Raw genomic sequence first — 12,425 nt, forward strand, 5'->3', positions numbered from 1 at the left:
CAGCCTCTTCCACGGCGGCCCCATCGTCTAGTGGTTTAGGACACCGCCCTTTCACGGCGGCGACCCGGGTTCGAATCCCGGTGGGGTCATTCCCTAATATCGTTCAGTGTGGTCAGAGGCCTCCTTCGCCGCTTCCCGCCGCGGCAGAATGAGGCCCGATTCACCATTGCGTCACCGAAGGTTCAGTGGCATCAGCGAAGCTCTCTGATAGACCATCGCCCGTGGACGCGAGCCCGTGTGGGGCTCCTCTCGGGCGAGACCAAGGAGAGCCACACCATGACCTTCAGGAACACTCGAAACACCGCGCTGATCACGGCCGCCGCTGCCGGCCTTGCCCTGTCCATCACCGGTCTGGCCACCGTCCAGGCCCAGGACTCCAACCGGGGCTACCAACAGGCCGACCGAGAGCAGCAGCAGGATCGCACCTACGTCTTCCAGTCGGCCGAGAAGATTCTCGGCGAGCCGCTCACGAATCGTCAGGGCGACGAACTTGCCACGATCGAAGACATGATCGTGGATCGAGGCACGGGCCGCATCGAGGCCGTCGTCATCCGAGAGGGTGGCTTCCTGGGCTTCGGCGGCACGCACGTCTCGGTACCGTTCGAAGCCTTCTTCGTTGATGCCACGAACATGAACCTGTCCCTGAACGCGAGCGAAGACATGCTCGAGGGCGAGGACAAGGTGCTGCCCAAGGGCTGGCACCGCCTCGAAGACGGATGGGAGCGCAACCTCAGCACGCTGGCAGAGTCCCAGCGCGTGCTCCGCCAGAAGCTGCCCGCCGCCGATGCCGACGCCGAGACAAAGACCATGTCGGGCACCATCGAGAAGGTCGACCGCGTCGACCTGGGCGAGGGCCGGCATTGGATGCGGGTTCGCATCGGCGATGGAAGCGGCCAGCAGGGAAACCAGGGCCGCGACGGCAATCAGGCCCAGGAGACCGGGAACTGGGTGGTGCTCGGCCCGGCTTGGTACACCACCGGCGGCAAGGGCGCGCCCGTGCGCGGCCAGCGGATCGAGGTGGAGGCCTTCCAGGGCTATGACGGCAAGATGTTCGCCAAGACAGCCACCCTCGACGGCGAGCAGGTGACCTACCGCAACGACAAGCTCGAGCCGGCATGGACCAACCGCATGATGCGCTCCGACAGCGAGCGGAGCCCCGGACCCATGGTCCTGATCTCGGACGTCATCGATGAGAACGTGATCTGGGGACGCTCCGACGACGAGGTCGGCGAAGTTTCCGACGCATACCTCGAGTTGACGACCGGTCACGTGGCCGTGCTGGCCATCGAGACCGACGGCGACTGGTGGGGCCAGGACGTGGGCCCGCGGGCCATCCCCTTTGGCATCGCCCGCGTCGGCGAGGACGCCATCACCCTGGACGCTTCCCGAGAGATGCTGGGCGGCGCTCAGGTCCTGCCCGAAGATCCGGCGAAGCTGCGCGAGGGATCGAACCGCGAGCGGATGTTCGTCGTCTTTGAGGTGGAGCCCCCGGTGTACTCGGCCCGCCGCTGATTCGAGACGCCCGCAAGCCCTGTCGCTTGCGCCACTTGAAGGGGGCCGGGCCCGAGAACGAGGGTTTCGGCCCCTTTGTTTGCGCATTGCGGAGAGAAGATGCCGGGGCCGACGATACAATGGGAACGCGGGCGGGATGGCCGTCGCCCGCGGAGGACGCCAGGGCGACCATGAGCGATTGGATCGACGCCGAGGCCCACGTTGAACGGGCCCACGATCTCTACGAAGCCGGCCGATGGGCTGAGGCTGCCGCTGCGCTCCGCGAAGCCATCGCCCTGAATCCGTACCAGCCCGACTGGCTGTTCAACCTCGGGGTGGCGCTTGAGGCCGACGGCCGCTACGACGAGGCCGCCTCGGCCTTCGGCGAGAGCTACCAACTCCGCTCGGGAGACTTCAACGCCGCCATGGCCGCCGGGGTGAACCTGGTGCGGGCCGGCAAGGTCCGCCAGGCCCTTGCCTGGTTCGACAAGGCCGAGTCCGCCGAGCCGGGCGAGACGTACCCCGCCATCGCGCGCATCGAAGCGCACGCCGAACTGGGTGATCACGACGAGGCCGAACTGGCCTTTTACATGCTCCAGCAGCGCAAGCCGGATTGCGCCGAGGCGTATTCGGCCATCGCGGCGAGCTTGCTTGCCCGAGGGCTGCATGATCGCGCGGTCTGGTGCTTGCGCGAGGCCGCACGCCTCGATCCCGAACTGCCTGGCGTCCAGGCGAAGCTGGCCGAGGCCTATTGGCAGACGGGTCGCCACGAGCGTGCCCGCCAGTTGTTCCTCATCGAGCTGCGGGAGGATCCCGGCGACGTAGGGGTCTTGATGAACCTCGGGCGGCTCCTGGTCGAAATGCGACGCCTGGACGAGGCCCGTGAGAAGTTCGGTCGCGTGCTCGAACTCGAGCCCGACCACGCCGAGGCGCACGCGGAACTGGGCTTCCTCCACGAGAAGCGTGGTGAGCCCGCCAAGGCGGTGGTGCACCTTGATGTCGCCCGCCGGCTCGAACCAGACAACGGCCGCGTCACGCGCCGGCTGGCGCGGCTGCTCCTGGCGTCGGCCAAGACCGAAGATCGCCAGCGCACCATCGAGTTGCTCGAAGCCGAGGTCGAGCGCTTGCGTCGTGCGGCCGAGGTCCAGGGCGATGACGAGTCTCAGGCAGACGGCGCCGCTCTTGCCGAATTGGGCGAACTGCTCATCGACGCCGGCGGCCAGGCGCAGGCCATCCGCGTGCTGAGCCGGGCGGTTCGCATGCGTCCCAGTGATGCCCGCCTGTGGCACTGGCTCGGGTTGGCCCACTTCCACGCCGGCGACCGGGCATCAGGCATCGACGCCACCCGAGAGGCCGTGCGCCTCGACCCGCGCTTCGTGCCGGCGATGCACAACATCGCGCTGGCATTGCTGCGAGAAGGCCAGTGGTCGCGTGCCCGCTACTGGATCCGCCAAGGCCTTTCGATCGAGCCCGAAGACGCCTCGCTGCGTCGCCTAGACGTGCAACTGAAGCTGCATCGCCTGGGCTGGAGCTTGCACTGGCTCGCGTCGGTCTGGCTGCTGCGGCGCCGGCCTGCACCGCGAGCCTGATCAGCCAGACGCCGCAACGGGCGCAACCTGCGCGATCCCTGCCAGGGCGCGCTCCACGTCTGCCGGCCTCGTAAACGGTCCGAAGCTCACACGCACCGTGCCGCCAAGGGGCGTGGTGCCCATCGACTCGTGAGCCCCCGGTGCGCAGTGCAGGCCCGCACGTACCAGCAGGCCGTGCTCACGCTCCAGCATGGCGGCGGCTTCATCGGGCTCGACGCCCTCGAAGATCAAGCTGAACACCGCGACGCGGTCGGCCGGATCGCGTGGCCCGACCAACCGCACGCCGGGGATCTCGTCCAGACCCGCAATAAACCGTTCGATGAGCGCCACTTCGTGGGTACGGATCGAGTCGATGCGGCGGTCGAGCACGAATCGCACGCCGGCGATGAGGCCCGCGATGCCCACGGTGTTATGCGACCCCGGTTCGTAGCGGTCGGGCATTTCGGTGGGCTGGGTATCGCGTTCGCTGCGAGATCCGGTGCCGCCCTCGCGCAGGGTGTCCAGCTTCTCTTCCATGCCCGGTCCGATGTGCAGGCCGCCGGTCCCAAGCGGCCCAAGAAGGCCCTTGTGTCCGGGAAAGGCCAGCAGGTCCACCGCGTCGCGGCGAACGTCAACCGGAAGGTGCCCGACGCTCTGGGCGGCATCGACCAGGAACGGAACGCCACGGGCTCGGCAGCGTGCGCCGATGTCGGCGATGGGCTGGATCGCGCCGGTGGCGTTGCTCGCGTGCACCACCGCCACGAGGGCGGTTTCGTCGGTCAGGGCCGCCTCGATGGCCTCGGGATCGACGATGCCGCGCGCATCCACGGGCACGCGCGTCCAGCGGAAGAGCCCCGGCAGCATGGCCCTAAGGGCATTGAGCGGCCGCAGCACCGAGTTGTGGTCCATCGCGGTGGTCACCACGTGGATCCGGGCGTCGGCATCGGTGCGCAGCCTCTGGAACACCAGGCCCTTGATGGCCAGATTCAGGGCGTCGGTCGTGTTCAGCGTAAAGATGACGCGGTCGGGATCCTCGGCGTTGATCAGGCGGGCGATCAGCCGCCGGCATTCGCCCAGCACGGCGGCGCCCTGCCGGGCCTCGCGATAGCCGCCGCGGCCCGGCGAGGCCCCGATCTCGGCGCCATAGCGGGCCATGGCCTCGTACACGCCCGGGGCCTTGGGGAAGCTCGTCGCGGCGTTGTCCAGGTACAGGCGCGTGGGGGTGGTTCCGGCATCGATCGAATCAGGCATCCACACACTGTATTGCTCGGACCCCGGGCGAGCCCCGCGGCACGTACGCACGGATCGATGAAACCCCCATGTGACTACGCGCATAAAATGCTGTCATGACCAGAGACACACGCCAGCGCCGGGCCATCCGCTCGGTCTTCGATGATGCGGACGGACCGCTGGGCCCCCAGGAAGTGCTCGACAGGGCGCAGCAGGACGTTCCGGGCATCGGTCTGGCCACCGTGTATCGCACGATCAAGCTGATGCTCGAAGACGAGGAACTGACCACCGTCGAGTTGCCCGGCGAGCCCGCTCGCTATGAGCCGGCCGACCGAAACGCCAGCCACCACCACTTCTTCAAGTGCGATGCGTGCGGGCGCGTCTACGAGGTCCGCGGTTGCGTGAACAACCCCGCGGGGCTTGCTCCCGATGGGTTCCGGGTTTCCCGGCATGAGATCGTGCTCTATGGCACTTGTGCCGCCTGCGCATAGGCTCCTTGGATGTACCGGCGCTCACAGAGTCTGGCGTGGGGCACGCTGTTGTGCACGACGTTTTTCGCGTGTGCGGGATGTGCAGCGCTTGGGTTTGCGCCCATCGCGTCAGTCGCGAACTTCGGCTATGCCGCGTGGACGGGCTCGAGACTGGAGTTCGTTGAGGACGCGGGCTTCGAGAGGGTGACCTTGGCCGCCGAGCGCGCTCTGATCGGGCTGGACCTGAGCGTTGAATTAACAAGCGAGTTGCGGACGGACGGCATCGTGCGTCGGCGGGTTTACCAGGTCCGCAGCGAACGGGGCGATTTGGCCATGCTCACGCTGGTTCGCCTGACCCCGACGATGACCGATCTGACGCTGGACGTCGGCATCCTGGGCAATCGGCCGGCGGCCGAGCTGATGGCCGACCACATCCGCTGGTACACCGATGGCGACACCATCCGGGCATCCCGCCGGGCGGCCATGGAGTCGTTCGCTGACCTCATCAATCCCGATGGCGCCGCCCCGGGCGCCCGCGAACCAACAGATCCGCAGGAACCCACCCAGGCGGGGCCAGACTTCGGAAACGGGCTGTTCTAACGCCTACTTCGCGGCGTCTCGGGGTTGCCATTCTCGATCCACCGGCAGATACTCTGCCGTGCGGCGTGCGCCGCCGGCCCCTCGTGCCGGGCTGGTGGGTACCGCAGCACGACAAGAGACCCTCGGCACCCGCCCCCAGGGCGGTCCGGCGCTCCTCAGGGAGACAGCAGCGGCCCATGACGGCTTCCCGTCGGGCCCGGCTCGTCCCACGGTCGCGGCGACCGCCGCCGGCCTTGGGGGGCGTGACCGGGACAGAAAGGAAGCGCCATGTCCTTCGAAGCCGCCGTCCACGCCCAGGCGATCGACCTCTGCAAGATGTCCCTCGAGATGACCGAGGCCGCTGGCAGCGGGCACCCGACCACGGCCATGAGCCTCTCGCACATCACCACGGTGCTGCTGTTCCACACCATGCGGTGGAGCCCCGAATATCCCGATTACCCCACCAGCGACCGCCTGGTGCTCTCGGCCGGCCACGCCGTGCCCGTCGTCTACGCCGCCGCCTGCAAGCTGGGCGTCATGGTCGGGCGAGACCCCGAGAACCGCCGCCCGCTGACGCTCGAAGACGCGCTCACGCTCCGCCAGCAGGGCAGCGAGCTCGACGGCCACCCCAACCCCATGGAAGGCTTCCCCTTCTTCGACGCCGCCACCGGTTCGCTGGGCCAGGGCCTGAGTGTCGCCTGCGGCCTGGCAGAGGCCGACCGGCTCGACGGCCGCGACCGCGTGGTCTACTGCATCATCGGCGACGGCGAGAGCCGCGAGGGCCAGATCGCCGAGGCGCTGGACTACTTGGCCGAGCGCAAGCTCCGCAAGGTCGTGCCCATCTTCAACTGCAACGGCTACGGCCAGGCCGGCCGAGTGAGCGAGCAGCAGGGCCCCGAGCGGCTTGCAAAGAAACTCGAGGCCTTCGGACTCGAGGTCATCACCATCGATGGCCATGACCCTGCCCAGATCCGCAACGCCTTCGAGCGGGCCCACGGCGTGGCCGACGACACCGACCTGAACTCCACCACCAAGCCCGTGGCCATCGTCGCCAAGACCATCAAGGGCTGGGGCGCGCCGTCCATGCAGGGCAACGGCTGGCACGGCAAGCCCGCCAAGAACCAGGCCCTCGAGCGTGCTAAGGCCGAGCTCGACGAGCGTCGCGGCGAGCTCACCAGCGCCCTGAGCAGCGCCGACAGCTTCGCCATCCAGCCCCCGCCCGAGCCGGCCGCCGCGCCCCAGGGCGAGGGCGAGGTTCCCAGCATGGACCAGGCCATGAAGCAGCTGGACATGGAGAGCCTGCGCCAGACCGCCAGCCTGGCGACGCGTCGCGCTTACGGCCTGGCGCTGCGCGCCATGGGCAAGCCGATGCCCCAGGTGGTGGTCCTCGACGCCGACGTGAGCAACTCGACCTTCGCCGAGACCTTCGCCAAGGACAGCTCGCTGGCGCCTCGCTTCTTCGAGTGCAAGATCGCCGAACAGCACATGATCTCGATGGCCGCCGGCCTGAGCGCCGCGGGCAAGATTCCCTTCTGCAGCAGCTTCGCCAAGTTCCTGACCCGCGCGTACGACCAGATCGAGATGGCCATCAACAGCGGGGCCAACATCAAGATCGTCGGCAGCCACAGCGGCATCACGCTGGCGGCCGACGGCCCCAGCCAGATGGGCCTGCCCGACGTCAGCTGGTTCCGCAGCTTCACCACCATGAAGGACCACCGCGGCAATCCGGGCTGCTACGTGCTCCAGCCCAGCGACGCCTACAGCGCCTACGCCCTGTCGCAGGTCATGGCCGAGTACGAGGGCGCGTGCTACATGCGCACCCACCGCCCGGACGTCGAGTTCCTCTACAGCGCCGAGGACGTCTTCAACCTCGGCGGCTTCGAGGTCTTGAACGAGGGCCGAGACATCGTCATCTGCGCGAGCGGCTACATGGTGCACGAGGCCAACAAGGCCGTCGAGCTGCTCGACAAGGCGGCCATCCAGGCCACGCTGGTGGACATGTACAGCCTGCCCTTCGACGAGGACAAGCTGCTGGACATCATCGGCGCCAACGGCGGGTTCGTAATCTCCATGGAGGACAACTACGGCGGGGCCCTGGGCAGCGCCATCGCCGAGGCCATCGCCCACAGCGGCGACGGCTTCACCCTCAAGCAGATGCACGTCACCCACATCCCAAGCAGCGCGCGCACCGCCGATGAGCTGCTCAAGCAGTGCAGCCTGACGGCCGAGGACCTGGTCGCAGCCGTCAAGGACGTGCTGCAGGTGGTGTAACTCGGCCGGGATCGATGGCGGGCCGCCCGGGAGCGGTCACCGGGGAGCGACATGATGGACGATCTGCGCGGGCCCACGCCCGACTTCACGGTGGGCGAGGCCATCGGCGAGGCGCACAAGCTGCTCATGGCCAACTACGGGCTCATGCTCGGCGCATCGCTGGTGGTGCTGCTGCTGACCGGGGCCTGCACCGTCGTGGCCGCCCTGATCGACACGGCCCTCGTCGGGCCCGACGCCATGTTCAACCCCGTCTCGACGGCCTCGCAGTTCCTGGTGCAGACGCCCCTGGGCGTGGGACTGGGCATGCTCGCCGCCCGTCGATACCGCGATGGCGGCGGCGTGTTCGAAGACATCTTCCTGGGCTTTACCCGCTACTGGCCCGTCGTCGCCATCGGCCTGATCCTCACCGTGGGCTCGTGGGTCATCACGCTGGTCGCCGTGGCGGGCGGGGCGCTGGTCGTCGGCGTGCTGGCGGCGGTGTCGACGGCCGCGGCCATCGCCGTGGGCGTCATCTTCGGCCTGGCGCTCATCGTGCTTCTGATCTACCTGGCTATGCGGCTGTGGTTCTCGTACCTGGTGTGCATCGATCCCAGGGGCGTTCGCCCCGGCCCGATCGACGCGCTGAAGCTCAGCTGGTACATGACCGAGGGCCACGTCTTCAAGCTCTGGCTCACCGGCGTGGTCATGGGCCTCATCGGCCTGGTCTGCGCGCTGCTGCTCTTCCTGCCGTTCATCTTCTATGCCATGCCCTTCATGGCCTGCGCCTTCGGCGTGCTTTACGTGCTGGTCACGCCCCCGGCCGCGGACGAAGGCGAGCCCATCGAGCCAGACGGGTTCGACCCGGGCCCGCCGCCGCTGGGTGCGTAGGCCGAAGCCGCGTTGCTCGGTCTGGCCGGCGGCCTTGGGCCCGTACCCTGCTCCATGCGCCAGTACGTCACCACCTTCGCCGAGTGGAGCGCCGCGGGCATCGAGGCCGTGGGCATCGCCGTCATCGTCCTGGTCCTCGTGTGGACGCTCGTCCTGGCCGCGGTCCACCTGGTCGCCGGCCGTCCGCACGGAGACCTGTACCGCGACGCCCGCCGCCGCCTGGCCCGGGGCATCCTGCTGGGGCTGGAGTTCCTGGTGGCCGCCGACATCATCCACACCGTGGCGGTCGACCTGACGTTCCAGAGCGTGGGCGTGCTGGCCATCGTCGTGCTCATCCGCACGTTCCTCAGCTTCACGCTCGAGCTGGAGAGCAGCGGCCGCTGGCCCTGGGAGCACAAGCCCGAGCACAGCCATTCGTGATTGCTAGTCGGCATCGGCCGAAGCGAAGTGCGATGCTACGAAGTCCGTCATTCGCTGCATCCGCTCGACCATGTCGGTGGCAGCGGAGCTGATTTTCTCCAGCGTCTTTGCGTCTCCCTGCACCCCCGAGTTCGTCCGTACGACCGTTTGGCTGAACACACGAGTCCACCGATCGGTGATCTTGGCCCGACCGATCTTGAACCCACAGTCTCCGCCCTTGTCTTGGATGGCCGTTAAGAACCGAGCGCGCACATCGGGCTCGGTCGTGGGGCCGACCACCACCTGCACGTTCGCCTTGGTCATCGTCGCGTTAATCGCGAAGGTCATGAACATCCAGCCGCTGGGGTGCATCTGGGGCCGCCGGTTGATCGCCGGAAGCGCCTCGATCCACTCGGCCGGGGTGAAGCGGAACGTGCTCGACGTGCGGTCACTGACTTCGCCGAGGTACCCAGAATCGGTGATGGCCTGCGCAAACGCCTCGATGAACGGCGTTCGGGGGTCACCCTTGCGCTCGAAGATCAACTCCAACGCCTGCCGGTGGTTCTTGTAAATCCGCTCGCACAGCTCGTCGATCTTCGGATCGTCCATGAATCGGCTCCCGATCATCCGCAGGTAGTGGTCCAGGAACGCCGCCACGTCCTCGCCCACGCCGCCCTCGTTAAGCCTCCGAACCCGTGCCAGCGTGCGGTGCAGGTCGGCGTAGCCGTACGGCGACCACGCCTCGTCGCTGGGCTCATCCCCCTGACGGGTCAGGTACACCAGCAGGTGCTTGTGGCCCGGATATCGCCGCGAGACGAGCGTGCGGTATCGCTCGAGCTGCCCGGAGTGCTCGGTCGAATCGACCTTGTTCTCGATCGCGAAGACCAGCCTGGGCTCGTCGATCACGATCAGGATGTCGATGTGATCGCGCTCGCGCGAGATCTCGACCTGGCCCAGGTCCAGGCCGTCCAGTTCCACGGGCGAGCACGGTCGCAGGCCGCGCGGCGCGCGGGCGAGCATGTCCATCACCACCGCGCGCAGGAACAACTGGCCCGTGCCGTGGCTCTCACCGGGGTCGAGCAGCCACGCCAGGAACTGGCTGTGGCGGATCTCGGCGCGCACGATGCCCAGGGCGTCGAAGATGTTAAACCGGCCGATGCGTTCTTCGAGTTGCGCCAGGTCGTCGTTGCCAACGACGAACGCCTCCAGCGCATCGAGGGCCTGCACAGCGTCGAGTTGCGGGCTGTCCTCGGCCATCGTCGCCATCATACCGTCTACACTGGCCTCCATGCCGCCCGCACCTCCACCCTGGCTCGGTCGCCTCAAGGGCCGCTTCCTCGTCTTCGAGGGGCCCGATGGCTCGGGCAAGAGCACCCAGCTGCGCATGCTCGAGGCCATGCTCAAGGACGCGGCCATCCAGGTCGAGACCGTCCGCGAGCCGGGGGGCACCGCCGCAGGCGAGGCCATCCGCGACGTCCTGCTCGACCATCGCCAGGCCGAGATGGACGTCCGCTGCGAGATGCTGCTGTACATGGCAAGCCGGGCCCAGCTCGTCGCCGAGCGCATCGCCCCGGCCCTGGCCAAGGGCAGGGTCGTCCTGGCCGACCGCTTCGTCGCCAGCACGCTGGCCTACCAGGGGGTCGCCGGCGGGCTGAGCATCGACGACATCCTGGCCGTCGCCCGGGTCGTCACGCACGGGGCCGAGCCGGTGGGCGAGCCGGACCTGAACCTGGTCTTCGACGTCGACGAGGCCACCGCCGCGGGCCGCCTGGGCCTGCTGCTGGACCGGATGGAGGCCAAGGGCGCCGCCTTCCACGCCCGCGTGCGCCGCGGCTACCTGGCCCAGGTCGAGGGCGACATGGCCGCCCACGGCGGCCCGGGCAAGGACCGCTACGCCCGCATCGACGCCACGCGGCCGCCCGAGGCGGTCTTCGCCGACGTGCTGGACACGCTGGCCGCCCGCTTTGGCTGAGGGCGGGCCGCCGGCCAAGTGAGAAGAAACACCCAATCCATGGCGGCCCGGGCACAATTGGCTTGCGGGAATTTCGATGTGGCGGTAGACTGGGGGTACCCGGGTCCACGACCGGCGCTGGAGGCCACCCATGGCCGACCGTCCGTCCGATACCCCCAACCCCAGTGGGGCCCCGGGCTCGAGGGGCTCGTCCGGGTCGGGGGATGCGCAGAGGTCTACGGGACCAACCGGCCCCGGGGCATCGCCCTCGCCCCACATGGCTGCCAACACGCCCGGCAATACGCCCGGCCAGCCGCCCAACCAGCCGGGCCACCAAGCACCCCGGCAGGCGGCACGTCCGCTCGCCCGGCCGCCCGAGGGGCCCCGCGGCGAACCTGCCCATCCGGCCCATCACGCCCCGCAGGCCCCCAAGCCCGCCGGTGCGCCCGGCTCGCTCCCGGCGCCGCTGGCCGATGGCCCCGGGCAGTTGGGGCCAGCCGCCGTCGCCGCGCTCATCGAGCTCTTGGGCGACGAGCCGGCCCTGGGCCTGGCTCTGGTTGACGGCGACGGGCGCACCATCGCCAGCAACCGCCGGTTCGTCCGGCTGACGGTGCCCCGGGGCGCCGCCGAGGGCGCCACCGCCAGCCAGCACGACCCGGCCCACGCCCACCCTCGCGCCGCGTCTGCCGGTCGCCGGGGCGTGTGGGCCCGCGTGGGGCCCGACGCCGTGCACACGGCGCGCACCAGCGGCAAGCCGGCGGTGCTGCGCTTCATCCACGAGGGCGCACAGGTCCAGTGCGACGTGTGGCCGCTGGCCAGCCAGGACCCATTGGTCGTCGAGGGCCCCGCGTACCTGGTGGTGGCGGTGCAGGGCCGCTTCGATCCCGGTGGCTCCGATTCGGTGGCCACCGGCCGGGCGGGCGCCCAGTGCGAGCCCAAGCCGGGCGCCAGCCCGCCGGCGTCCGACGCCGAGGAGCGCTTCACGACGCTGGCCCCGATGCTGGCCGAGCTGGGCGAGCTCGAGGCGCTGACCGCGCGCGAGCTCGAGGTCCTGGCGCTCATCGGCCAGGGCATGGCAACCAGGGACATCGCCGAGACGCTTGGCCGCTCCCCGCGCACGGTGGAGCGTCACTGCGATGCGATCCACAAGAAGCTGGGCACGAACAACCGCGTGCAGATGGCCAGGTACGCGATGCGGGCGGGGCTGACGGCCGAGGCGGGGAAGCTGAAGAGGGTGTGACTGGTCGCCTCGGCGGCGGGGAGTTTCCTTGTCGCCTCGGCGGCGGGCCCATGCGCGGGCTTCGCCCGGCGCGGGGCCCACGGCGCGTTCACATCGCGCCGTGTGCCCCGCGCCGCAGCATCCGCCGAGCGAGTCCGCGAGCGAAGAGCGCATGCGGAGGCGAGGCCCGCCAGGGCCCGGGCGCCAGCCCGCAAGCGAGCGAAGCGAGCGCCTCAAGAACACTTCAATTGGTCCAGCCGCAGCGCAGCCGCCGCGTCTTCGGGGCGGCTCCGCGCAGGCGTCGAACATCGGCGCACGGCCGAGACCAACGCGCCCGACCCACCGTGCCCCCCCACCGCGCAACGCCCCCGCCGGCGAGG

The 12,425-nt window shown here is 69.2% G+C and carries 11 protein-coding genes and 1 tRNA gene; 10 read left to right on the top strand and 2 right to left on the bottom strand.

The features are described from left to right. Positions 1-16 precede the first annotated feature (16 nt). The 3 genes from RIE32_11380 to RIE32_11390 all read left to right on the top strand — a co-directional run bounded on the left by RIE32_11380 (position 17) and on the right by RIE32_11390 (position 3,080). Positions 17-89, top strand: a tRNA-Glu gene (locus RIE32_11380). 187 nt (positions 90-276) lie between these two features. Next, entirely contained in the window at positions 277-1,512 is a 1,236-nt protein-coding gene (locus tag RIE32_11385; GenBank protein MEQ9096853.1) for a PRC-barrel domain-containing protein, read from the top strand. A 170-nt stretch (positions 1,513-1,682) separates the two neighbouring features. Beyond that, complete coding sequence (locus RIE32_11390; protein ID MEQ9096854.1) at positions 1,683-3,080, top strand: tetratricopeptide repeat protein; 1,398 nt, start codon at positions 1,683-1,685, stop codon at positions 3,078-3,080. On the opposite strand, the gene RIE32_11395 is transcribed toward RIE32_11390, so the two are convergent. Beyond that, the gene (locus tag RIE32_11395) at positions 3,081-4,310 is read right to left on the bottom strand and encodes an aminotransferase class V-fold PLP-dependent enzyme (protein ID MEQ9096855.1); all 1,230 of its coding nucleotides are present in this window, start codon (positions 4,308-4,310) and stop codon (positions 3,081-3,083) included. A 95-nt stretch (positions 4,311-4,405) separates the two neighbouring features. Between RIE32_11395 and RIE32_11400 the strand changes: the two genes are divergently transcribed. The 5 genes from RIE32_11400 (at position 4,406) to RIE32_11420 (ending at position 8,896) form a co-directional block, all read left to right on the top strand. After that, positions 4,406-4,780, top strand: coding sequence for a transcriptional repressor (locus tag RIE32_11400; GenBank protein ID MEQ9096856.1), 375 nt, complete (start codon positions 4,406-4,408; stop codon positions 4,778-4,780). 9 nt (positions 4,781-4,789) lie between these two features. Then, a complete protein-coding gene (locus RIE32_11405) occupies positions 4,790-5,359 on the top strand; it encodes a hypothetical protein (protein ID MEQ9096857.1) in 570 nt (189 codons plus the stop codon). A gap of 267 nt (positions 5,360-5,626) precedes the next feature. Next, positions 5,627-7,609: a transketolase gene (locus tag RIE32_11410; protein MEQ9096858.1), complete on the top strand. Its 1,983-nt coding sequence runs from the start codon at positions 5,627-5,629 to the stop codon at positions 7,607-7,609. A 51-nt stretch (positions 7,610-7,660) separates the two neighbouring features. Further along, a complete protein-coding gene (locus RIE32_11415; GenBank protein ID MEQ9096859.1) occupies positions 7,661-8,476 on the top strand; it encodes a hypothetical protein in 816 nt (271 codons plus the stop codon). Between the two features lie 54 nt (positions 8,477-8,530). Beyond that, positions 8,531-8,896, top strand: coding sequence for a DUF1622 domain-containing protein (locus RIE32_11420; GenBank protein ID MEQ9096860.1), 366 nt, complete (start codon positions 8,531-8,533; stop codon positions 8,894-8,896). Between the two features lie 3 nt (positions 8,897-8,899). Here the strand turns inward: RIE32_11420 and RIE32_11425 are convergent, their stop codons facing one another. Then, on the bottom strand, positions 8,900-10,144 hold the full coding sequence (locus RIE32_11425) for a PD-(D/E)XK nuclease family protein (GenBank protein ID MEQ9096861.1): 1,245 nt from the start codon (positions 10,142-10,144) through the stop codon (positions 8,900-8,902). A 19-nt stretch (positions 10,145-10,163) separates the two neighbouring features. Between RIE32_11425 and tmk the strand changes: the two genes are divergently transcribed. Together tmk and RIE32_11435 are read left to right on the top strand one after the other, a co-directional pair. Beyond that, positions 10,164-10,847, top strand: coding sequence for a dTMP kinase (tmk, locus tag RIE32_11430; protein MEQ9096862.1), 684 nt, complete (start codon positions 10,164-10,166; stop codon positions 10,845-10,847). A gap of 256 nt (positions 10,848-11,103) precedes the next feature. Next, complete coding sequence (locus RIE32_11435; GenBank protein MEQ9096863.1) at positions 11,104-12,066, top strand: LuxR C-terminal-related transcriptional regulator; 963 nt, start codon at positions 11,104-11,106, stop codon at positions 12,064-12,066. Positions 12,067-12,425: the final 359 nt, after the last annotated feature.

The organism is Phycisphaerales bacterium, assembly GCA_040221175.1.
Classification (GTDB): Bacteria; Planctomycetota; Phycisphaerae; order Phycisphaerales; family UBA1924; genus JAHCJI01.